The 23,532-nt window shown below is 29.2% G+C and carries 19 protein-coding genes; 16 read left to right on the top strand and 3 right to left on the bottom strand.

Annotated elements, in window-relative coordinates; translation table 11 throughout:
* Nucleotides 1-199 precede the first annotated feature (199 nt).
* The 5 genes from hemA to hemL are packed head-to-tail and all read left to right on the top strand — an operon-like array spanning nucleotide 200 to nucleotide 6,581.
* Nucleotides 200-1,426, top strand: a complete 1,227-nt coding sequence (gene hemA / locus BN2087_RS02255) for a glutamyl-tRNA reductase (RefSeq protein WP_049690272.1) — start codon at nucleotides 200-202, stop codon at nucleotides 1,424-1,426.
* Nucleotides 1,423-2,016: a precorrin-2 dehydrogenase/sirohydrochlorin ferrochelatase family protein gene (locus BN2087_RS02250; RefSeq protein WP_049690271.1), complete on the top strand. Its 594-nt coding sequence runs from the start codon at nucleotides 1,423-1,425 to the stop codon at nucleotides 2,014-2,016. Before hemA ends, BN2087_RS02250 begins: the two co-directional genes overlap by 4 nt.
* A complete protein-coding gene (hemC, locus tag BN2087_RS02245; protein ID WP_049690270.1) occupies nucleotides 2,016-4,355 on the top strand; it encodes a hydroxymethylbilane synthase in 2,340 nt (779 codons plus the stop codon). The genes BN2087_RS02250 and hemC overlap by 1 nt, the downstream gene beginning before the upstream one ends.
* Nucleotides 4,336-5,301 (top strand): porphobilinogen synthase, encoded by a 966-nt coding sequence (gene hemB, locus BN2087_RS02240; RefSeq protein WP_209320238.1) that lies wholly within the window; start codon nucleotides 4,336-4,338, stop codon nucleotides 5,299-5,301. The genes hemC and hemB overlap by 20 nt, the downstream gene beginning before the upstream one ends.
* On the top strand, nucleotides 5,301-6,581 hold the full coding sequence (gene hemL / locus BN2087_RS02235) for a glutamate-1-semialdehyde 2,1-aminomutase (RefSeq protein WP_049690269.1): 1,281 nt from the start codon (nucleotides 5,301-5,303) through the stop codon (nucleotides 6,579-6,581). Before hemB ends, hemL begins: the two co-directional genes overlap by 1 nt.
* 1,538 nt (nucleotides 6,582-8,119) lie before the next feature.
* Here the strand turns inward: hemL and BN2087_RS02230 are convergent.
* The gene (locus BN2087_RS02230) at nucleotides 8,120-9,439 is read right to left on the bottom strand and encodes a C1 family peptidase (protein WP_049690268.1); all 1,320 of its coding nucleotides are present in this window, start codon (nucleotides 9,437-9,439) and stop codon (nucleotides 8,120-8,122) included.
* A 211-nt stretch (nucleotides 9,440-9,650) separates the two neighbouring features.
* On the opposite strand from BN2087_RS02230, the gene BN2087_RS02225 reads away from it, so the two are divergent.
* From BN2087_RS02225 to BN2087_RS02180, 11 genes are all read left to right on the top strand, one after another.
* Complete coding sequence (locus tag BN2087_RS02225) at nucleotides 9,651-9,839, top strand: hypothetical protein (protein ID WP_049690267.1); 189 nt, start codon at nucleotides 9,651-9,653, stop codon at nucleotides 9,837-9,839.
* Nucleotides 9,840-9,928: 89 nt separating this feature from the next.
* Entirely contained in the window at nucleotides 9,929-11,899 is a 1,971-nt protein-coding gene (locus tag BN2087_RS02220) for a polysaccharide biosynthesis protein (protein WP_049690266.1), read from the top strand.
* A complete protein-coding gene (locus BN2087_RS02215; protein WP_049690265.1) occupies nucleotides 11,900-13,171 on the top strand; it encodes a DegT/DnrJ/EryC1/StrS family aminotransferase in 1,272 nt (423 codons plus the stop codon).
* 9 nt (nucleotides 13,172-13,180) lie between these two features.
* Nucleotides 13,181-13,804, top strand: a complete 624-nt coding sequence (locus tag BN2087_RS02210; RefSeq protein ID WP_280641572.1) for a sugar transferase — start codon at nucleotides 13,181-13,183, stop codon at nucleotides 13,802-13,804.
* 4 nt (nucleotides 13,805-13,808) lie between these two features.
* Nucleotides 13,809-14,471 (top strand): acetyltransferase, encoded by a 663-nt coding sequence (locus tag BN2087_RS02205; protein ID WP_049690264.1) that lies wholly within the window; start codon nucleotides 13,809-13,811, stop codon nucleotides 14,469-14,471.
* A gap of 12 nt (nucleotides 14,472-14,483) precedes the next feature.
* A complete protein-coding gene (locus BN2087_RS09175) occupies nucleotides 14,484-14,666 on the top strand; it encodes an LbetaH domain-containing protein (RefSeq protein ID WP_148485515.1) in 183 nt (60 codons plus the stop codon).
* Nucleotides 14,667-14,704: 38 nt separating this feature from the next.
* Nucleotides 14,705-15,835, top strand: coding sequence for a glycosyltransferase family 4 protein (locus BN2087_RS02200; protein ID WP_049690263.1), 1,131 nt, complete (start codon nucleotides 14,705-14,707; stop codon nucleotides 15,833-15,835).
* A 419-nt stretch (nucleotides 15,836-16,254) separates the two neighbouring features.
* Entirely contained in the window at nucleotides 16,255-17,397 is a 1,143-nt protein-coding gene (locus BN2087_RS02195) for an EpsG family protein (RefSeq protein WP_049690262.1), read from the top strand.
* Between the two features lie 38 nt (nucleotides 17,398-17,435).
* Nucleotides 17,436-18,245 carry a glycosyltransferase family 2 protein gene (locus BN2087_RS02190; protein ID WP_049690261.1) on the top strand — a complete coding sequence of 270 codons (810 nt, stop codon included), beginning with the start codon at nucleotides 17,436-17,438 and terminating at the stop codon, nucleotides 18,243-18,245.
* Between the two features lie 28 nt (nucleotides 18,246-18,273).
* Complete coding sequence (locus BN2087_RS02185) at nucleotides 18,274-19,206, top strand: ATP-grasp fold amidoligase family protein (protein ID WP_082144166.1); 933 nt, start codon at nucleotides 18,274-18,276, stop codon at nucleotides 19,204-19,206.
* Between the two features lie 5 nt (nucleotides 19,207-19,211).
* Nucleotides 19,212-20,702: an MATE family efflux transporter gene (locus BN2087_RS02180; protein ID WP_049690260.1), complete on the top strand. Its 1,491-nt coding sequence runs from the start codon at nucleotides 19,212-19,214 to the stop codon at nucleotides 20,700-20,702.
* A gap of 118 nt (nucleotides 20,703-20,820) precedes the next feature.
* On the opposite strand, the gene BN2087_RS02175 is transcribed toward BN2087_RS02180, so the two are convergent.
* Together BN2087_RS02175 and BN2087_RS02170 are read right to left on the bottom strand one after the other, a co-directional pair.
* Nucleotides 20,821-21,906 (bottom strand): GDP-mannose 4,6-dehydratase, encoded by a 1,086-nt coding sequence (locus tag BN2087_RS02175; RefSeq protein ID WP_049690259.1) that lies wholly within the window; start codon nucleotides 21,904-21,906, stop codon nucleotides 20,821-20,823.
* Nucleotides 21,907-21,915: 9 nt separating this feature from the next.
* Nucleotides 21,916-23,388, bottom strand: a complete 1,473-nt coding sequence (locus BN2087_RS02170) for a nucleotide sugar dehydrogenase (RefSeq protein WP_049690258.1) — start codon at nucleotides 23,386-23,388, stop codon at nucleotides 21,916-21,918.
* Between the last annotated feature and the right edge of the window lie 144 nt (nucleotides 23,389-23,532).

The following is a 23,532-nucleotide window of genomic DNA, read 5'->3' as shown; positions in this document are numbered from 1 at the left end:
TTTTTTAAACTAATGGGGTAGAATCTTTTACAAGAAGAAGAAATTATTTTTAATTATTAAAAAAATTAAATTTTGTTTAATCCCGGACTTATTATCTATACCAAATACTATTCTTCTTTATTTTCCCAGCCGAGGCTGGGTTTTTTATTTTGTTTTTTTAAATAGTATAATGGTATTAGTAATTGTTAGGAGGGTTTTTTTGTTTTTTTATTCATTTGGTTTAAATCATCACAAGGCAGATATAAATATTCGTGAGAAGGTTCATTTTAAGGATTCAAATATTATTGAAGCTAGCGAAATTTTGGAAAATCATGGCTTCGAAGAAGTTGTGGTTTTATCAACCTGCAACAGGTCTGAAATTTTTGCTGTAGCTGATGAGGATATTTTTTCTGATGGATTTTTTGTTGAATTTTTTGAAAAATTTTTCTCCCTTAGTAATTTGTCTCCTTTTATTTTTGTAAAAAAAGATTTGGATGCTATAAATCATCTTTTTTATTTGACTTCTGGCTTGGATTCTTTGATTGTTGGTGAAGACCAAATTTTAGGTCAGGTGAGTGACGCCTATCAAACCAGCCTTTCTCTAGGATTTTGTAAAAAAATTTTGTCAGAGGCTTTTAAAAGGGCTATAAATCTTTCAAAAAAAATAAAATCCGACTCAAACATCTCCCATATCCCCCTATCTCTTCCCTATATTGCAGTGAAAAAGGCTCAAGAAATATCTTCTCTACCAAATAAAAACGCCCTTGTTATTGGAATTGGAAATATTGGCAAACTTTGCATAGAAAATCTTTTAGAAAGTGGTGCAAAAATTTTTATTTCTAATTGGAAGATGGAAAATTCTATAAAAATTCAAAAAAATTATGGGGATGTGAGTATTATTCCTTTTGAAAAAATAGGAGAAAGTTTGGATACTATGGATTTTATTTTTTCTGCCACAGCTTCTCCTCATTTGATTTTAAAAAAAGAACAATTTTTAAAAATTAAAAAGGAAAAATATATTTTTGACCTTGCCCTTCCAAGAGATTGTGATCCTGAAATTTCTAAAATTTCAAATATAAAGCTTATGGACATTGATTCAATAAAGGATATTTCTAGGAAAAACCTTGATAAAAGGTCTAAGATTTTATCATCTTACAAGGATGAGATTGATGAAAAATCTAGGGAGTTTTTTACTTGGATGAAGGAAGTAAAAATTGACTATATTTTAAAAGATTTAAATGATAGGTGTGATGATTTGGCTGATAAGACCATGGATTATATTTTTAGAAAGACGGATATGACTGCAAGTCAAAAAAAGAAAGTTGATAAAGCTGTAAGAAATGCTATAAAAAAAATCGCCCGTGATCCAGTTTTAAATTTTAAAGAAAACCACGGGAAAGATTTTGATAAGAGTTTAAAAATTTTAACGAAGGTTTACAAAAAATGAGATATTTTCCAATTTCTATAGATTCAAAAGATAAAATTTGTCTTTTTCTTGGCGGAGGAAGGATTTGTAAAAGAAAAATAGAGTCCCTTTTGAAGGGGGATTTTTCTTTTCTTATCTATGGCAAGGAAATTGACAAGGAAGTAATAAAACTTTATAAGGAAAATCCACAAAGAATAAAAATTGTGGAAAAAAATATTGACCAAAATTTTATTTTCCCACCATGTGATTTTTTGTTTTTGGCAACGGGTGATAGGGATTTAAATAAAATTTTAAGAAAAAAAGCGAAAGACCAAGGACTTAGGACTTTGGATTTGTCGGATTCTTTGGGGAGCGATTTCTATTTGAGAAAAAATATTTCAAATGAATTTATTGATATTTCCATATCAAGTAACGGCCAGGTTCCGATTTTTTCTTCTCTTATAGGAGATGATTTGGAAAAATATTTGGAAAGCCTTGATATGGAAAAAATAAAATTAATGGTAAAAATCCGCGATAAATTAAGGGAAAATGGAATTTATAATAAGGCGCTTTTGCTAGATTTGTACAAAGAAGACAAGGAATTTTTGAAAAAATATTTGGAGAAGATTTGATGATAAAAATTGGAAGTAGGGGAAGTAAACTCGCCCTAATTCAGGCTGAATTGGTAAAAGAAATTTTGGAAAAAGAAGGCCTTGATGTAAAAATTATAAAAATTTCTACAAAGGGCGACAGGATTAGGGATAGGAAAATTGATCAGATAGATTCAAAGGGAGTTTTCGTAAAAGAAATTGAAGAGGCTCTTTTGGAGAAAAAAATTGACATAGCCGTTCATTCCCTAAAAGATATGCCATCAAATATTGATGAAAAACTAATTTTTGCGCCGGCTTTAAAGGCTGAAGACCCAAGGGATGTTTTTGTTGGAAAAGAAATTTTCAAAAAAATGGATGATTTGAATAATGCTCTCGTTGGGACTGGATCAAACAGGAGAATTTGCCAGGGGGAAAATTATTTTTCAAATATAAAATTTAGGCCAATCAGGGGAAATGTTGAAACAAGGATTGGGAAAATTGAAAAAGAAAATCTTGATGGGGTGATTCTTGCAAAAGCTGGACTTATAAGGGCAGGACTTGATAAAAAAATAAATTTTGACCTAGACCCTCATGTTTTTACTCCTTCTCCATGTCAGGGGATTTTGGGAATAGAAATAAGAAAAGAAGATGAGAATTTATTTGAAATTTTTAAGAAATATTCTGATAAAAATAGCCAGATAAGAATGGAAGCTGAAAGGGCCTTTCAAAAAGAACTTGGCGCTGATTGTTCAATTCCTATGGGAATTTTTACAGAAATTTCTAATGAAAAAATCACCCTTACAGGTGCCTTTGCCTTTAATAAAAATGACAAAATGATCTATGAAAAAGTTAGTGGAAAAATTTCTGATAGGATAAATCTTGGAAAAAATCTTGCAAAAAAATTAAAAAGAAAATCCTACAAAAAAATTATTTTGGCAGGGGGAGGAATAGGTTCGGCTGATAATATAACTATTGCCGTAAAAAAAGCCTTGGACCAAGCTGATGCCATAATTTATGATAGATTATTAAATCAAGAAATTTTAGAGCCTTATAAAAATAAAGACCTATATTATGTAGGAAAATCAATGGGCGATCATGTTTTAAGTCAAGATGAGATAAACAAATTGATGGTTGATTTGGCAAAGACGGGGAAAAAAGTTGTGAGATTAAAAGGCGGCGATCCCTATGTTTTTGGAAGAGGATCAGAAGAGGCGCTTTTTATAAAAGAAAATGGTTTGGAATTTGAAACTCTTTCCGGCCTTACATCGGGAATAGTTTGCCTAAATACAGGAGGAATTCCACCGACTCACAGGGATATAGCAACATCAATTTCCTTTATTACAGGTCACAGGTCAAAAAATAAAAATGAAGATTTCAAAAAATATGCAAAACTTCCAGGAAGTCTAGTTTTTTATATGGGCCTTAAAAATCTTCCAAATATTATAAAAGATTTAATAGACTGGGGGATGAAAAAAGATAAAAAAATCGCCATTATTTCAAATGGTTCAAGCCCAAAACAAAAAGTTTATACATCTACTGTAGAAAAAGTTTTGCAAGAAATTGATATTGAAAAGATAAAAAGGCCAGCAATAATCGTGATTTCTGACACAATAGGCCTTAGAGAATATTTAAATCATTTTGAAAATAAAAATTTTGGTAGGAAAATCGCACTTACTCGTGATTATGAATCTGGAATAAATGATAAGAAAAAACTTGAAGTCATGGGCTTTGATGTAAAAATTATCCCTACAATAAAAATTGTTGAGAAAAATTTGGATATTTTAGAGGAAAAGTTCAAAGATTTTTCCTATGATTATTTGGTTTTTACATCCAAAAATGCTGTAAAAATATTTTTTGAAAAATTAATAGAAAATCACGATATTAGAGATATTGGGAAAGTGAAAATTGCAGCAATAGGTGAGAGGACAAAAAAAGAAATAGAAAAATATAATTTGAAAGTCGACATAGTGCCAAGAAATTTTGTTGGCGAAAATCTTCTTGATGAAATGGGTAAATTCGTAAAAAAAGATGATAAAATATTTTTCCCTCACTCAAATTTGTCTAGGAAAAAAATTATAGATGGCCTTGATAATATTGGGATTTTGGATGAAATTGAAATTTATGACAATATAAAAGAAGAAAAATTAGACCAAGATTTAGATTTTGACGAAATTATTTTCACCTCATCATCTTGCGTTAATAATTTTGTAGAAATTTATGGAAAAGAAGCACTTTTAAATAAAAAAATTTATTCCATTGGACAAATAACTACAAAAACTATAAAAAATCATGGCCTAGAAGTTTACAAAGAATCAAAAAAGCAAAGCATGGATTCATTGATTGAAAGGATTGGAGAAAATTATGAGGATGAGAAGAATTAGAGAAAATAAAATTTTAAGAGAAATGACAAAAGAAACAAGTCTTGAAATTTCCGATTTTATTTATCCACTTTTTGTGGTTGAAGGTGAAAATATAAAAAAAGAAATTCCTTCAATGCCAGATTGCTATCATTTTTCAATTGATAAATTGGAAGATGAGATAAAAGAAATTGTAGACCTTGGAATAAGGGCAGTAATTTTATTTGGAATCCCAAATAAAAAAGACGACCACGGATCAGAAGCTTATGCGGAAGATGGAATTATTCAAAAAGCTGTAAGAAAAATAAAAAAAATAAATAAAGATTTGCTTGTTATAACCGATGTTTGTATGTGTGAATACACAGACCACGGTCATTGTGGAATTTTGGACCACGAAGGTCATGTTTTAAATGACGAAACCGTTTCATATATTGCAAAAATTGCCCTATCTCACGCAAAGGCAGGCGCAGATATTATCGCACCATCGGATATGATGGATTTTAGGATAAAGGCAATTAGAAAAATTCTCGATGAAAATAATTTTAAAAATATTCCTATAATGGCATATTCTGCAAAATATGCATCAAATTTTTACGGACCATTTAGGGAGGCAGCAGATTCTGCCCCATCATTTGGCGATAGAAAATCTTACCAAATGGATTATCACAATTCAAACGAGGCCATGAGAGAAATTGCCCTCGACCTCGAAGAAGATGCAGATTTTATAATTGTAAAACCAACCCTATCATTTTTGGATATAATTCAAAGAACAAAGGATAATTTTAATACAAATATTGTTGCTTACAATGTTAGTGGGGAATATTCCATGGTAAAAAATGCCATAAAAATGGGACTAGTAAAAGAAGAGATAATTTACGAAATTTTAATTTCAATAAAAAGAGCTGGTGCAAAAATGATAATCACCTACCATGCAAAAGAAATGGCAAAAAAATTGAGGGGAGAAATATAATGAGTCTTTTTGACCAAGCAAAAAAATATATACCAGGCGGAGTAAATTCTCCAGTAAGAGCCTTTGGAGCAGTTGGTGGCAATCCACTTTTTGCAAAATATGGAAAAGGATCAACAATCGTTGATGAAAATGACGAGGCTTATATAGATTTTATTTCATCTTGGGGACCAATGATTTTGGGCCACGGAAAAAAAGAATTAATCGAAAAAGCAAAAGGATATTTGGAAGAAGGCTTAACCTTTGGGCTTCCTACAAAAGTAGAAGTCGATATGGCAAAATTTTTGGCAGAAGCCTTCAACACCGATATGATAAGAATGGTAAATTCTGGAACAGAAGCAACCATGTCAGCCATAAGATGTGCAAGAGGATTTACTAAAAAAGATAAAATAATAAAATTTGAAGGATGCTATCATGGCCACTCTGATGGACTATTGGTAAAATCTGGATCGGGAGCATTGACTTTTAATGTAGCCACATCAGCAGGAGTTCCAAAAGAAGTAATAAAAGATACTCTGGTTTGCAAATATAACGATATAGAATCTGTCAAAAAAACAATTGAAGAAAACAAAGATCAAATTGCAGCAGTAATCTTAGAACCAATAGCAGGAAACATGGGAGTTGTTCCGATAGATTTGGAATTTGTAAAAGAGCTTAGAAAAATTACAGAAGAAAATAAAATAATTTTAATATTTGACGAAGTAATTACAGCTTTTAGATTAAAATTCGGATCAATTTCTACAGAATTTGGAGTAAAACCAGATATGTTTTGCTTTGGAAAAATTGTAGGAGGGGGAATGCCAGTTGGAGGCTTTGGAGGAAGACGAGAAATTATGGAAGTTTTATCACCAATTGGTCCAGTCTACCAAGCAGGAACCCTATCAGGATCCCCATTTATAATGAAAATGGGCCTAGATGTTCTAAGAATTTTAAAAGAAAATCCAGATATTTATAAAAGACTAGAAAAATACGCAAAAATGCTAGAAGAAGGATTCAAAGATAATTTAAAACAAACGGGAGTAGACGGATTTGTAACAAGGTATAAATCAATGATGTCAATATTTTTTGGAGAATTTGACCAAATAAAATCATACGACGACGTTCAAAAAGCAGACCTTGAAACCTATTCAAAATATTTTAACTACATGAAAGATAAAAAAATCCTCCTACCCCCAGCCCAATTTGAAGCCATGTTCATGTCAGACGCTTTAGATGAGGATATAATAAATTACACAATAGAACAAAACAAAAAAGCCCTAGAATATATTAAAAAAACAAAATAAAAAGAAAACCCATCTTGAAAATAAAAATTAAGATGGGTTTTTCTATGTATATATTAAATATTTTGGGATAAAATTTTTATAAAAAAATAAAAAATTCCTTAAAAACAAAGTAAATAAAAAGGACACAAATCTCGAGCGAACCAAGTGAGTTTATAAATCTTTTATTAAATTCAAATGAAAAAAATTTACTCTTTAGCAATTAAGTAGAATAATCCATACCCCATCTCGACCTTGTGGAGAGATCTCATAAATTAAATTAATCAAAAAATAAAACTAAGCTTTTAGCAAAGAAAACAAAAGAGATCTCTCTGTGCACTCCACTACGTTACGTTTAGTCGAGATGGGCGTTGGGGATATTTATTTAATAGCTAAAGTTTATATTATTAAAACGATTAGGAAAAATCTATTAAATACAATCTAAATTAAGATGATTATTTAGTAATAAAAAATTTCCAATTAAGCCCATCTCGAGCAGATAAATATGCCTTGATTTGGCATATTTATCCCTAAAACTAGTGCAGATTTATAACCGTTGATTTCGGTTATAAATCCTGAAAACTAGTGCGAGAGCACGGAGGAATTTACGTAGTAAATGAGTTTTCATAAGCACGGAAGAATTTGCGAAGCAAATGAGTTTTAGTAGTCGAGAGATCTCATTTATTAAATTAATCTAAGAATAAAACTAAGCTTTTAGCAAAGAAAACAAAAGAGATCTCTCCGTGCACTCCACTTCGTTACGTTTAGTCGAGATGGGTGTTTGGGATATTTATTTAATAGCTGAAGTTTATACTTATTAAAACGATTAGGAAAATATATTAAATACAATCTAAATTAAGGTAATTATTTAGTAATAAAAAATTTCCAATTTAGCCCATCTCGAGCGAAGTCGAGAGATCTCATGATTAAGTTTATCAAGAAACAGAATCAGCCTTTAGCAAAATATAAGAAGAGATCTCATAAATTAAATTAATCAAAAAATAAAACTAAGCTTTTAGCAAAGAAAATAAAAGAGATCTCTCCGTGCGCTCCACTTCGTTACGTTTAGTCGAGATGGGTGTTTGGGATATTTATTTAATAGCTGAAGTTTATACTTATTAAAACGATTAGGAAAATATATTAAATACAATCTAAATTAAGATGATCATTTAGTAATAAAAAATTTCCAATTTAGCCCATCTCGAGCGAAGTCGAGAGATCTCTTATCAAATTCAAATATAAAAAAAATCTATCCTTCAGAAATAAACCAAATAAAATCAGCACCCATCTCGACCTGATAAATATGCCTTGATTTGGCATATTTATCCCTAAAACTAGTGCGAGAGCACGGAGGAATTTACGTAGTAAATGAGTTTTCATAAGCACAAAGGAATTTGCGAAGCAAATGAGTTTTAGTGTGGAGAGATCTAATAAATTAAATTAATCAAAAAATAAAACTAAGCTTTTAGCAAAGAAAATAAAGAGATCTCTTATGCACTTCACTACCTTACCTTTAGTCGATATTGGCTATATATATCTTTATTAATTGATCAAAAAAATTCCTACCTAACATTTTTAAGCATCTTATACATAGGATCAAACTCATCATAATAAATTTTCTCCTTATCAAAAGCTTCCATAACTTTCTTGGTCAAAAATTTCTTATCAATTATCAATTCAAAAGTATTTTCCCTAAACCATTCGTCAGTCATGGAAAAATATCCATCCTTTCCGTCATCTTCTCCCCAGGAATTTTCGATTTTCCAAAACTTAACATCCTTTTTAATTTTATCAAAACCAGTTAAATTCATAGCGTGGCAGGCTGTTGAAAATCTTGAATTAATTCTTTCTTCCTTAGTCATTTTTGGAAAGTTTGTAAAAGTTTGGTCGAAATTAAATAAATTTTCATCCAAAACGCCACTTTCCCTGTCTTCATTTATATCAACATCACAGGCAAACCACATTGTCTCATTATTTTTTATAGATTTTTGGGCAAATTTACTCATGGTATCCATATCAACATTAATTCCATCAAGATCTGGAAGATCAACCGCATTTTTTGCGACCTTATCAACCAAAATCCTATTGTAAGGATGTCTTGGATCGTTTAATAATTTAACTTTTCCATCAAAAAAATCACCCACATACTTTTCAAAAAAAGATTTTGGAGTCATATTTTTTTCGATGTGATATTTGTCATCCTTGTCATAATATTTAAAATCAAAATTTTTCACAGGCTTTCCAATAGATTTAGCAAAAATATTATAGGCATAAGAAAGTCCTTTTCCCCTCAAAATTTCAATTTCTTTTTCATTATCCGTTGCCCTTATTTCCATGGCGATTTTTTTTAAGGCATATTCCAAAACATAAAACATAAACTGAGATACCTCAGTATGAAAAACTTCACCCATATTAGTTTTTGGAAGAATTCCATATTTTTTAATCAAATAATAGAAAAATTCAAAATACCCCCCGTCTTCAGGAGTAGAATAAAATACATCCTCAACTTTTCTATCCTTAATATCCAAATTTTTTGTATCAATAACCCTTTGCAAAAACAAATTTGTTTTTTCCATATTGTCATAAAAATACAAAAAAGACTCAGAAAGCTCAAATTTTTCCATATTAAGTTTTTTAGCAATATGCATCCTAACCATATTAAGCCCCGCAAACATCCAACATCTACCAGTCTTTTTTTGATTAGTCACATCTTTAGTTTCAACTTGGTTAGAAAAAATAAAATCGTGCTTGTTAATAATATTTTTATTAAGCGAAGCCTCCCTAATCCCCATATTTGAAATAGCATTTTCAATAACCTTGTTTTTAGGCTCAAGGTCATAAGTTTTTTCTAATTTATCAAAAATTTTGTCATCTAATATCATAAGTCACCTCTTTATAATGATTAATTATACTTTATTTGTTTTTTTGTAAAAATAAATTAGAAAAAGAAAAAAATTTAATATACTTTTTTAAATATTACAAAAGTGTAAAATTTCAAGGAACAAACATTATAATTCATTGACAAAAGTTACAAATTAGTATATTCTATATTGGAATAAGTACAAATTATGTACACAAGGAGAAATAGAAAATATGTCAAAGAGCATAATATCAAAAATTTCAATCATCTTATCTTCTATTGTTTATATAGGATTTTTTTATTTTTTGAATAAATATAATATCTTGCCACAAACAATGAGATTTATAATTTTGGCAATAATATTGCTTTTGATTTTGTGGTTTTCGTATTTGGTTTTTAAAAAGGAAAATGTAAGAGGATAGAAATAAAATTTCTAATTCAGTTAATGTAAAAATTAGAAATATTTGAAATTTTGAATTAAATAAAATAATAGAAAAGAAAAAGGAATAAAATGAATTCTAAAAAAATATTAAATAAAAAAACTTTTATACTATTAATGTTTGACATATTTATTGTTAACACAGCATATTTTTTGGCTCTATATTTAAGATTCGATATGAATTTTAGTCAAATTCCATTGATGTATTTAAATACTTTTAAAAATTATGCACTAATAAATACAGTTATTACTATAGCAATATATATTGTGTTTAGGCTCTATAGAATCATATTGGAGTATTCTTCATACAATGAATTAATAAAAATAACACAAGCAGTAGTTCTATCTCTATTAATTCATATTTTTGGCATATCAGTATTATTTCAAAGAATGCCAATTTCATATTTTGTATTTGGATTTTTAATTCAATACAATATGACAGTAGCTATTAGATTTTCTAAAAAAATGTTAATGCAAAAGGTCTATAATTCAATAGACAAAAATCCATCCTTTAAAAAGGCAATAATAATTGGAGCAGGTTCAGCTGGACAAACTATAAAAGAAGACATAAATAAATCTAATAAACAAAAAAACACTGCAATAAAAGTAGTAGCCTTTATAGACGACAATCCAGAAAAAAAAGGTCAATATATAGACGGAACCAAAATATTTGGTGGGAGAGACTTAATAAAAGAAATCGTTAAAAAAGAAGATATAGACCTCATCTTGGTTGCTCTACCATCAGCCCAAGAAAATCAAAAAAGAGAAATCCTACAAATATGCAATGAAACAAATTGTGAAGTAAAAGTCCTACCAGGAATTTACCAATTAGTTTCAGGAAGCGTATCAATGTCAGGAATGAAAGATGTCCAAATTGAAGATTTACTAGGACGTGATCCAGTGAAAATTTTCTCAAATGAAACCTTCGATTACCTAAACGACAAGGTAGTTCTTGTAACAGGAGGAGGCGGATCAATAGGGTCAGAATTATGTAGGCAGATTGCCCAATACGGACCAAAACTTTTGATAATATTTGATATATATGAAAATAATGCCTACGAAATTGAGCAAGAGTTAAAAAGAAATAATAAAGATTTAAAATTTATAACCTTGATTGGTTCAGTAAGAGACTATGCAAGAGTAAAAAAAGTATTCGAAACATACAAACCAGAAATAATATTCCACGCAGCAGCGCACAAACACGTTCCATTGATGGAAGTAAGTCCAGTAGAGGCAATAAAAAATAATGTAAGAGGAACCTACATAGTAGCCCTTCTTTCATTAATATATAATGCAAAAAGATTTGTCCTAATATCAACAGACAAGGCAGTAAATCCAACATCAGTAATGGGAGCAACAAAAAGAGTTTGCGAGAAAATAATCCAAGGAATAAACGATATAAGACAAAACAAAGAATACGAAAAACTAGCAAAAGTAACAATCAACGATGGAGATAGAATAGTTACAATAAATCCAAAAGATTACCTACAAGGAAAAACACCACAAACAGAATTTGTTGCAGTAAGATTTGGAAACGTCCTAGGTTCAAACGGATCAGTAATACCACTATTCAAAGAACAAATAGCATCAGGTGGACCAGTAACAGTAACTCACCCAGAAATAATCCGTTACTTTATGACCATAAAAGAAGCAGTAAAATTAGTATTACAAGCAGGCTCAATGGCAAAAGGCGGAGAAATATTTGTCCTAGATATGGGAGAGCCGGTAAAAATAGACTATTTGGCAAGGCAATTGATAAAATTATCAGGCTACAAACCAGACATAGACATGCCAATAGTATACACAGGACTAAGACCAGGAGAAAAACTATACGAAGAAAGACTAATGGATGAAGAATTATTATCAGATACAAAAGTAGAAGGAATATCCGTAGGAAGACCATTAGAATTTTCAAAAGAAGAATTTTTCCAAAAATTAGATAAGGTAATAAATCAAGAAAACATAGACGAATTAGACATAGTTGTTACGATAAATACTTTGATAAGTACATTTATAGGAAAAAATGATAAAAAGGTGAAATAAATGTTAAATAAAAATGAAAAAATTAAGCCTCTAGATAAAAAAGTTTGGTTATCATCTCCAACTATGCATGGAGATGAATTAAAATATATGACAGAAGCATTTAAAACAAATTGGATGTCAACAGTTGGAGAAAATATTAATAAGGTAGAAGAAGAAGTGGCAAAAATTACAGGTTCAAAAAATGCAGTTGGACTTGCAAGCGGTACTTCAACACTACACTTGGCTATAAAACTTGCGGGAGTAAAAAGAGGAGATAGAGTTTTTTGTTCTTCTATGACTTTTTCAGCAAGTGCAAATTCAATTTGTTATGAAGGTGCAGAACCTATATTTATAGATTCAGAATATGATACTTGGAATATGGATCCAAAGGCACTAGAAAAAGCTTTTGAAATATATCCGGATACAAAATATGTTTTATTAGTACATTTATACGGAACCCCAGCAAAATTAGATGAAATAATAGATATCTGCAATAAAAACAATGCTATTTTAATTGAAGATGCAGCAGAATCATTTGGTGCAACTTACAAGGGAAAAGAAACAGGAACTTTTGGTCTATATAATGCAATTTCATTTAATGGAAATAAAATTATAACAGGATCTTCAGGCGGCATGCTTTTAACAGATTCAAAAAAAGCAGCAGAAAAAGCTAGAAAATGGTCAACTCAATCAAGAGAAAATGCTCCTTGGTATCAACATGAAGAAGTTGGTTATAACTACAGGATGAGTAATGTTATAGCAGGTGTTGTAAGAGGACAAATACCTTATCTTAAAGAACATATTAGGCAAAAAAAAGAAATTTATTATAGATATAAAGAAGGATTAAAAGGTTTGCCAATTTCAATGAATCCTTTTGATGAAAAAAATTCAGAACCAAACTACTGGCTATCCTGTATGATAATAGATAAAGATTATATGTCTAAAGAAGTTAGAGGAGATTTTGACTATTTATATAAATCAGAAAAAGGAAAATCATCACCTCATGAAATATTGGATGCAATAGCAAGCATAAATGCAGAAGGCAGACCAATATGGAAACCAATGCATAAACAACCTATATTTAGAAATAATGATTTTATAAATAGATATGGAAAAGCAAAAGCTCTTACAAATGCATATATTAGAGGTGGATTTGTAGATGATAGAGACGATCTTCCAGAAGATATATGTTCAGATATATTTAAAAGAGGACTATGCCTTCCAAGTGATAATAAGATGGCAGAAGAAGAGCAAGATAAAATAATTGAAGTTATTAGAGCTTGTTTTGAGTAGGAGATATATTTGAGTAAGAAGAGACAAAGCATATATCAAAAATATATTAAAAGATTATTAGATATAGTTATTTCTTTGTTGGCTATTGTTGCATTGTTGCCTGTTCTTTTAATTGTTGCTATAATAGTAAGGACAAAATTAGGTTCGCCTGTAATTTTTACCCAGAATAGACCTGGAAAAGATGAGAAGATTTTCGAATTATATAAATTCAGATCAATGACAGATCAAAGAGATAGTGAGGGCGAATTACTATCTGATGATATAAGATTAACAAGTTTCGGAAGAAAACTTAGATCAACATCACTTGATGAATTACCAGAGCTGTTCAATATTTTAAAAGGCGATATGTCTATTGTTGGGCCTAGACCACTTCTAGTAGAATATTTAAATCTATATAATGAAGATCAAAAACATCGACACGATGTAAGACCAGGGCTTACTGGACTTGCTCAAGTAAATGGTAGAAATGCAATAAGTTGGGAAGAGAAATTTGAATTAGATGTCGATTATGTAAATAATACATCTTTCATTAGAGATATAAAAATCATTTTAGATACAATTAAGGTTGTGCTAAAAAAAGATGGTATAAGTTCAGATACTTCATTTACTATGGAAAAATTCAGAGGTAATTAATAATATGAATAATCAAGATACTAAGAAGTTAATATTAGTTGGTGCAAGTGGATTTGGTAGAGAAGTTGCATGGCTAGTTGAAAGAATAAATTCAGAAAAACAAAGTTGGGAAATTTTAGGATTTTTAGATGACAACCAAAAACTAGTAAATGAAAAAATAAATGGATATAGAGTTCTTGGTCAAATAAAAGATGCTGTCAACTATAAAGATGAATATTTTGTTTGCTGTATTGGTTCATCAATGATTAGAAAAAAAATCATTGATGAGTTAGTTCATTCAAATCCAGAAATTAAGTTTGCTAAACTTGTAGATCCTGATGTGATAATGTCCAACTATGTAAATATAGGTGAAGGTAGTATTATCTGTGCAGGTACAATACTAACTGTAAATATTGATATTGGCAATCATGTTATAATTAATTTAGATTGTACAATAGGACATGATGCGATATTGAATGACTATGTGACACTTTATCCTAGTGTAAATATTTCGGGTCAAACAGTAGTAAAAAAATGCACAGAAATAGGCACGGGTTCTCAAGTAATACAAGGCAAAAATATAGGTCAGAATTCAATAATAGGAGCTGGCTCAGTTGTAATTAACGATCTAGAGAGCAACGTTACTGCTGTAGGAGTTCCTAGTATACCTATAAAAACTATACATTAGTAGAGGTTAAAGGTGAGAATGTTAGCTGTAACAACAATTATTGGAAAATATACATGGATAGGTTTATGTAGTAATGTAATAAATAATGTTACGATAGCAGAAAAATGTATGATAAGGGCTGGATCTTGTGTTATAAGTGATATTTATTATAGATGGATTTATATAGGAATTCCTGCTAAGAGTTTAGATTTTTAGATTCTGTATAAATAGAAATATTTTAAAGAGGAGAACAAATGAAGATTTTATTAATATCTAATTTTGCAAGAGGTCTTTATAATTTTAAAAAAGAATTAATTCAAGAACTACTACACCCAAATTCATATTTGAATAATAATTATTTAAGTAAGAATGAAGTGTTTATATGTGTACCCCATTCTGAAATTGATGCTAAGTTTGAAGAATTAGGATGTTTTGTTATCAATGTTGATATGGAAAGAAGAGGTACTAATCCTTTTAAAGACTTCGTTTTATTAAAAAATTATCACAATATAATTAAGAAAGTTAAGCCAGATGTTGCTATGACATTTACAATAAAGCCTAATATATATGCGGGAATCGCAGCACAATTAACACAAACAGAATACATATCAAATGTAACAGGATTGGGGTCATCTATTAGGAGTGATAGCAAACTTAAAGGTTTTATTAGTAGACTTTATAAAATTGGAGTTAAGGGTGCTAAATATATTAACTTTGAAAATCAATCAGATTTGGATTTTTTTAATGACTATATTTACATAAACAATAAGTCTAAATTGATGGCGGGATCCGGTGTGAATTTTGACAGATTTAAATTTCAAGAATATCCAAGTGGTAAAAAGAATATAAAATTTCTTACAATCGGCAGGATAATGAGGGATAAAGGTAGTTTTGAACTGTTAGAAGCAGCAAAAGTTATAAAGGAGAATTATCCGAATGTAGAGTTCAATTTAGTAGGAAGTTATGAAGAGGGTTATTTTAAAGACATTATTAAAGATTATGCTGGTAAAGGAATTATAAACTACCTTGGTGTAAGAAATGATGTGCCTGATTTAATTAAAGATTGTCATTGCGTAATACACCCATCATATCATGAGGGTTTATCAAATGTTTTATTGGAGGCGGCCGCATCTGGTAGACCTGTAATTGCAAGTGATGTTCCAGGTTGCAGAGAAACTTATATAAATAATGTTACTGGATTATCGATTAGTCCTAAAAATATTGAGTCAATAGTGGAAGCAATAGAAGACTTTATTGAGAAAGATTATGAATCAAAAAAACTTATGGGGATAAAAGCGAGAAAATATATAGAAGATAGGTTTGATAGAAAAGATGTTGTAGCAAAGCACATTGAGCAAATTAATAACATAACATTTAATGATTGAATTAAATGAAAAAATAGTCTATTCATTAATTTGAACCATGTGCCCTAAATGATATGTTTAAAGACTAATTTGTTAATGTAAGAAGTAAAGTATAATTAACTACAAGCTAAGCTTATATATAAATATTTATATATTGGATCACATAACTTTATAATGGAATTTATTGCTAACTACTAATATTTTAATCATTGTTATCTGATTATAAGAGATTATAAGTAATTTAATTTAATTATTAATCCTTTTTGTGGTACGAGATTTTGCAGAGTTATACTTTAAATATTTTGTATCGGTGCAAGAGAGATTTTTAAGAAGAATATAAAAATAATTATAACTTGAAACATATTTATTATAAAAACATGACAGAATATACTTATAAACTAATAAGCATTGTAGTATTTTAAGGTTTTTTTGGAGGGATTTTGGTATATTTAATTTCTATGATTATGTGTTGCTTTTTTTATGCAATTTCAAAAAGGTCAACGATAAGATTGGGTAAAGTAAAATTTAAATTTAATATTGCAGAATTACTCACAGTTATAATTTTTACAAGTTTAACAGCTCTAAGATCTTATTCTGTAGGAACTGATACTATTAATTATTATTTCAGTGCCGAAAATATTTTATATAAATATGATAGCATGTTTTCAATAATTAGTAGCTACTATATTGAGCCAGGATATGGAATACTGGAGTACTTTGTAATGAAAAATTTCGGTGACGTGCACTATCTATTCATGATTGAATCCATAGTTTTATTTATAGGGTTATTTGGTTTCCTACACTATTTTGATAAAAAAACACCTGTAGCTATGTCACTGTTTTTGTTTCTTACCTTGTATTATAATACTTCATTAAATATAAGCAGGCAGTTTATTTCAATTGGTATAGGATTATATTCAATTAAGTATTTATTTGAAAATAATAAAATTAGGTATTTTTTATTTTGTATAATAGCCTCAATATTTCATAAAACTGGTTTAATTTTGTTTGCTTTATATTTTTTAAAAAGATTTTTTCAAGATATAGATAATGAAGTAGATTACTATAAAAAAATTCTGGTGATGCTATTTTTAGTTCTATCTTTTATTATATTACTTAAACCGATAGCTAACTTACTCTTAAATATGGGATTATTATCATTAAAATATTATATTTATATAGTAAATACAGAAATGCAATCATCCTTAATATTTAATATTGCATCATGTACACCAATGCTATTAATAATAATGTTTTATCATAAAAAGTTGATAAATCATGATGAAAGAAATAAAGTTTTAATTGTTTTTTATTTATTAGGAGCTGGCATTACGATATCAAGTTCATTTTATATTGTAGTTGGAAGAATGGCTTTGTACTTAATATCCGTTCAAATTATATTATACCCTCAGTTTTTATTTAGTATTGGTAAAAATAAAAGTCAACTTTTTAAACTGATAATTTATTTATTATCCGTTGTTTTTTTAGTGTCTTACTGGATATACTGTATTTATTATAGAAATTTTGGTGGAACTTACCCGTATGAATCAGAAATTCTACCACTACTTAATTTTAATATTTAATAATTAAATATTGATACTTTATAAAATAAGGAGAAAAGATGCATTATAATCATAAAGTTAGTATTATAATGGGTGCATATAATGAAGAAAAAAATATCGGGAAATGCATAGAATCTATTTTAAAACAAACATTTTCTGATTTTGAGCTGATTATTTGCGATGATTGCTCAACTGACAGCACACGTGAAATTATTCGATTTTATGCGAATAAAGACAATAGAATAAAGTTAATTAAGAATGAAAGAAATTTAAAACTTGCTGCTTCACTAAATAAGTGTTTAAAATATTCTAAATCCAAGTATATAGCAAGAATGGATGCGGATGATATATGTTTAGAAGATAGGATTTTAAAACAAGTAAGGTTTCTTGATGAGCATCCTGAATATGAAATGGTTGGAGGAGGTGCTAGAATATTTGATGGCAATAATATATCAGAGTTAAGATTACCTAAAGAATACCCATCTAAAAACGATGTTATATATGGACCGCCATTTATACACCCTACGATTATGATTAGAAAGGATATTCTATTAAGTTTGCAGGGATATGATACATCTGATAGAACTATAAGAGGACAGGATTGGGATCTTTGGTTTAGATTTTTTTCAAAAGATTATAGTGCATATAATATTCAAGAGCCATTAATAATATATAGCGAAACTAAAGAGGATTTAAAAAAAAGAACATTTAAAACATCTATAATGTATTATAATACAGCTATCAATGGTTATAAATTGTTGAATGTACCTAAACAAAAATATATATTTGCACTTAAACCAGTTGTATTTCACTTTATGCCTAATAATATAAAGAAAATTATTAGGACTAGATTAAATAAAAATAACTAAGGAGTAGTAATAATTATACTAAACTAAAATGAAAAATAACATGTTAACAAAAGCGTACAAATTAATAAAGAATCCTAAACTAATAACTTTAGCTATTTCGAAATTTGGTCTATATAATAGTATGGATGATAAGACATATATAGAAAAAATGTTCAAATCAATTATGGGTCATCCTATTAATTTAAAAAATCCAAATACTTTTAATGAAAAACTACAATGGCTGAAGTTATATAATAGAAAACCTGAATATACCATGATGGTTGATAAATACAAGGTTAGGGATTATATATCTGAAAAAATTGGGGAAGAGTATCTAATACCTTTATTAGGAGTATGGGATAGTCCTGATGATATTGATTTTGATTCATTACCAAATCAATTTGTTTTAAAATGTAATCACAATTCTGGTAGAGTATATATATGTAAAGACAAGGAAAGCTTTAAGATAATTAAAGTTAAAAAAGAACTAAAAAAAGATTTAAAAATTGATTATTATTTGCCTGGAAGAGAGTGGCCTTATAAAAATGTTCCAAAAAAAATTATTTGTGAGAAATATATGCAACAAGAAACAGGTGAAGATTTGATTGATTATAAATTTTATTGCTTTGATGGTCAAGTTAAATTAGTCGGGATATATTCAGGAAGAAATTCCAAGGCTGGAACAGTAGTTGATTATTTTGAAAAAAAATTTAATTGGGTGGATATCAATTGGGGCTACGATCATGCTGAAATTAGACCTAAAAAACCCGAAAAATTTACTGAAATGGTTAGATTAGCAGAAATCTTATCTAAAGACATACCTCATTTAAGAGTGGATTTTTATTATACAAATAATAAAATTTATTTTGGGGAATTAACATTTTTTGATGGCAGCGGATTTGATAAAATTGAACCAATAGAATGGGATTATAAACTAGGTGGCTGGATAAAATTACCAGATAAAATTATAAAAGGTGTATAGAATACATGAATAGAAAAAAACTCTTAGCGCTTAACACAATTTCATCATTGGCATTACAGCTGGTTTCCATTATTAGTGGATTTATAGTTCCTAGATTGATTCTTCAATCCTATGGATCTGAGGTAAACGGACTTATTAATTCTGTAACACAATTTCTAGCAATTATAGCTTTTCTTGAATTAGGTGTAGGAGCAGTGATTCAGTCGTCGTTGTACAAACCATTATCAGAAAAAGACGATGAAGAGATTAGTAAGATTGTTGTTTCTGGACAGAAATTCTTTTCTAGGCTTGCAACTATTCTCCTAGTTTATGTGATTATACTTATTGTTATTTACCCTCTTGTAGCGAAAAGTGATTTTGGTTTTTTATATACAGCTACAATGATTCTAGTAATAAGCATAAGTTCATTCGCACAATATTATTTTGGAATTGTCAATAGTTTGCTTATAACAGCAAATCAAAGAGGGTATTTTTCTTTTAATATCCAAACTGTGACATTGATATTAAACACTATAGCCTGTCTTATCCTAATAAAATTAGGAGCTTCTATTCATATAGTAAAGCTAACTACGTCTTTAATATATCTACTTAGACCGATATTGCTTTCTCTATATGTTAAGAAAAATTATAATATTGATTGGAATGTTAAATACTCAGGAGAGCCTATTAAACAAAAATGGAATGGAATAGCCCAACATGTGGCCTCTGTAATACTTGATGGTACCGACAATATTGTCCTAACTATTTTCATGGGGCTAGAAGCTGTATCAATTTATTCTGTATACAACTTGGTAGTATCTGGAGTTAAGAAATTGTTATTATCTATGACAAACGGAATACAGTCTTTAATGGGAGAGATGCTTGCAAAAGAGGAATTCGATAAATTAAGAAAATTTTTCGGTTGGGTTGAATGGAGTATACATACAGGGACTATATTTATATTCGCTGTGACGAGTGTTCTAATAGTTCCATTTGTAGAAGTATATACATCAGGAATAAATGACGCAAATTATACACAACCGATGTTTGCTTTGCTTATAGTAGCAGCGAATGCAGGGCATTGTTTGAGGCTACCATATAACTTAATGATACTAGCAGGGGGTCATTATAAACAAACTCAGAGCAACTATGTAGTAGCATCTATTTTGAATATTGTTTTTTCGATATTATTAGTTAAATTTTGGGGGCTAGTCGGAATTGCTATTGGGACATTAATAGCTATGCTTTATCAAACTATATGGATGGCGATTTATGATTCCAAGAATTTTATAAAATGGCCTATTAGAAATTTTGTAAAGCAGTTTCTGATAGACTTCATTACCGCTATAATGATAATTTTGATTGGAAAGATAATTAGTATAAATGATATAACATGGGCTGGTTGGATATTATATGCAATAAAAGTCTCTTTGATTGCTGTTGTATTTATTTTATTGATTAATTACATTTTCTATAAATCTTATATAATCAAGATGTTCGATAAGATAAAGAGATAGTTTTTAAAATTAGTAATATATTATAAAAGATTTTGATTTATTGATTAACAAAAACCTTAAGAAATTAAATTAAATATTTCTTAAGGTTTATTTTTGTATACTATTAGATTTTAATCAATCAAATCTCATAAAATTCCTTATACCATTCAGCAAACATTCTAATTCCATCTCTAAGGCTAGTATTAGGCTTAAATCCGAAATCTTTTTCTAAGGGTTTGGTGTCAGCGTATGTTATTGGGACATCACCTGCTTGCATTGGGACTAGTTTTTTATGAGATTCGAAATCGTAATCTTCTGGCAATACTTTTGCTCTTATTAATTCTTCTTGAAGTATTGTTACAAAATCTAGTAAATTTTCTGGATTGTTGTTTCCGATATTGTAGACTTTATATGGTGGAATTGGTAGTCCATCTTCTCCATTTTTTCTTTCTGGTGCTTTTTGCATAACTCTTTTTACACCTTCAACAATATCGTCAATATAGGTGAAATCTCTTTTGCAATTTCCATAATTAAATATTTCTATTGTTTGATCATTTAAAAGCTTGTTTGTAAAGCCAAAATATGCCATATCAGGTCTTCCTGCAGGTCCATAAACTGTAAAAAATCTTAAGCCAGTTGATGGAATATTGTAAAGTTTACTGTAGGCGTGAGCCATAAGTTCGTTGGATTTTTTTGTTGCAGCATAAAGTGAAACAGGATTGTCTACCTTATCATCAGTGCTGTAAGGAACTTTTTTGTTTGAGCCATAAACTGATGATGAAGAAGCATATACAAGATGTTCAACACCTTTTGCACCATTGTCATAAGAGTGACGACAAGCTTCCAAAATATTATAAAATCCAATCATATTTGAAGAAATATAGGCATCTGGATTTGAAATCGAATATCTTACTCCAGCTTGGGCACCCAAATTTACAACTATATCTGGTTTGTAATCTTCAAATATTTTGTCAATAATCTCTTTATTTGAAATATCTTCTTGGTAGAATTTGTAAGTAGACTTCGAATTTTCTTTTAGACACTTTTCAATTTCTTCAAGTCTCCATTTTTTTATATTCACATCATAATAATCATTCATATTATCAATCCCAATAATATTAATTGGTGATTGAGTTTTCAATAGCTCAAGTATTAGGTTTGATCCTATAAAACCTGCAGAACCTGTAACAAAAACTGTTTTATTTTTTAAATCTATATTATTCATTTTTTTACCTTAATCTCTTTTAAAAATATCTCTTGTGTAAACTTTGTCAATTACATCATCAAGACAAGAATCATATCTATTCGCAATAATTGCTTGGCTTATTTTTTTAAATTTCTTTAGGTTATTTACTACTTCTGAACCGTAAAAAGTTTCTCCGTTTTTAAGAGTTGGTTCATATATAACGACCTTTGCTCCCTTTGCTTTAATTCTTTTCATAACGCCTTGGATTGATGATTGACGGAAATTGTCCGAATTAGATTTCATAGTTAATCTGTATACACCAATAACTTTTTCACTTTCTTTTTCTGGATCCCATTTGCTATTTGAAACATAGGCACCAGCTTTTGCTAAAACTTGGTCAGCAATAAAATCTTTTCTAGTCCTATTAGAATCTACAATAGCAGAAATCATATTTTGTGGAACCTTATCAAAATTTGCAAGAAGTTGTTTGGTATCTTTTGGAAGACAATAGCCACCATAACCAAAAGAAGGGTTGTTGTAATGAGAACCAATTCTTGGATCAAGACAAACACCATTGATAATCTCTTCAGTATTTAAATCTTTGCTTTCAGCATAAGTATCAAGCTCATTAAAATATGAAACTCTTAGGGCAAGATAAGTGTTTGCAAATAATTTTACAGCTTCAGCCTCAGTAAATCCCATAAACAAAGTATCAATATCTTCCTTAATAGCACCATCTTGTAAAAGATGAGCAAAAATCTCGGCCTTTTCACGACTTTCATCATCACAAGAAACTATTATTCTTGAAGGATAGAGATTATCATACAAGGCTTTGGATTCTCTTAAAAATTCCGGAGAAAAAATTATATTTTTTGTATTATATTTTTCTCTAACAGACTTGGTATATCCAACTGGTATAGTTGATTTAATAATCATAGTAGCTGAAGGATTAACATTCAAAACCAATTCAATAACAGATTCAACAGCAGAACAATCAAAAAAGTTCTTCTTAGAATCATAATTGGTAGGAGCAGCAATAACAACAAAATCAGCATCCCTATAAGCAGCCTCACCATCAAGAGTAGCAGTCAAATCAAGGTCTTTTTCCCTCAAATATTTTTCAATATATTCATCTTGGATAGGAGATTTTCTCTCGTTAATCAAATCCACTTTTTCTTTAATAATATCAACAGCAGTGACATGGTTGTGTTGAGATAACAAAGTTGCAATAGAAAGACCAACATAACCCGTACCAGCAACAGCGATATTATATTTTTTATTAGAAAAATTCTTAGAAGTTTCCCTTTTCTCCTCAACAAACAAATCAACAACATCAAAATCCAAAACCTCACCAAGCTTTTGAAGTTGATCAATAGAAGGAGTATAGTCGAGGGATTCAAGACGACTAATCATAGTCCTATTAATTCCAGAAATTTCAGCAAGCTTAGTTTGAGTAATATTTTTTTCTTTTCTTTTATCAGAAACAGTCTTAGCCATTTTTTCAATAGATAATTTTTTCATATATTCTCCATTTCAAATTATAAATTGTATAATAATATTACCAATTTCACCAAGTTGTGTCAATTTAAATAACAAATGTTTATATCAAATTTTAAATTCACCAAAATGTGTCACAATTAATAACAAATATTTTTTGATATTCTG

The sequence above is a fragment of the Anaerococcus jeddahensis genome (assembly GCF_001182725.1).
Taxonomy (GTDB): domain Bacteria; phylum Bacillota; class Clostridia; order Tissierellales; family Peptoniphilaceae; genus Anaerococcus; species Anaerococcus jeddahensis.
Note: the sequence above shows the minus strand (reverse complement) of the source record. Positions and strands in the feature narration are given on the sequence as shown.

What these genes read in the sequence shown, in the direction of transcription:
- BN2087_RS02200 (WP_049690263.1), top strand. Translation starts at nt 14,705, where the DNA reads ATGAAGATTTTATTAATATCTAATTTTGCAAGAGGTCTTTATAATTTT.
- BN2087_RS02205 (WP_049690264.1), top strand. Translation starts at nt 13,809, where the DNA reads ATGAATAATCAAGATACTAAGAAGTTAATATTAGTTGGTGCAAGTGGA.
- BN2087_RS02225 (WP_049690267.1), top strand. Translation starts at nt 9,651, where the DNA reads ATGTCAAAGAGCATAATATCAAAAATTTCAATCATCTTATCTTCTATT.
- BN2087_RS02185 (WP_082144166.1), top strand. Translation starts at nt 18,274, where the DNA reads ATGAAAAATAACATGTTAACAAAAGCGTACAAATTAATAAAGAATCCT.
- BN2087_RS02180 (WP_049690260.1), top strand. Translation starts at nt 19,212, where the DNA reads ATGAATAGAAAAAAACTCTTAGCGCTTAACACAATTTCATCATTGGCA.
- hemL (WP_049690269.1), top strand. Translation starts at nt 5,301, where the DNA reads ATGAGTCTTTTTGACCAAGCAAAAAAATATATACCAGGCGGAGTAAAT.
- BN2087_RS02220 (WP_049690266.1), top strand. Translation starts at nt 9,929, where the DNA reads ATGAATTCTAAAAAAATATTAAATAAAAAAACTTTTATACTATTAATG.
- hemB (WP_209320238.1), top strand. Translation starts at nt 4,336, where the DNA reads ATGAGGATGAGAAGAATTAGAGAAAATAAAATTTTAAGAGAAATGACA.
- BN2087_RS02230 (WP_049690268.1), bottom strand. Translation starts at nt 9,439, where the DNA reads ATGATATTAGATGACAAAATTTTTGATAAATTAGAAAAAACTTATGAC.
- BN2087_RS02250 (WP_049690271.1), top strand. Translation starts at nt 1,423, where the DNA reads ATGAGATATTTTCCAATTTCTATAGATTCAAAAGATAAAATTTGTCTT.
- BN2087_RS02215 (WP_049690265.1), top strand. Translation starts at nt 11,900, where the DNA reads ATGTTAAATAAAAATGAAAAAATTAAGCCTCTAGATAAAAAAGTTTGG.
- BN2087_RS02170 (WP_049690258.1), bottom strand. Translation starts at nt 23,388, where the DNA reads ATGAAAAAATTATCTATTGAAAAAATGGCTAAGACTGTTTCTGATAAA.
- BN2087_RS02190 (WP_049690261.1), top strand. Translation starts at nt 17,436, where the DNA reads ATGCATTATAATCATAAAGTTAGTATTATAATGGGTGCATATAATGAA.
- hemC (WP_049690270.1), top strand. Translation starts at nt 2,016, where the DNA reads ATGATAAAAATTGGAAGTAGGGGAAGTAAACTCGCCCTAATTCAGGCT.
- BN2087_RS02175 (WP_049690259.1), bottom strand. Translation starts at nt 21,906, where the DNA reads ATGAATAATATAGATTTAAAAAATAAAACAGTTTTTGTTACAGGTTCT.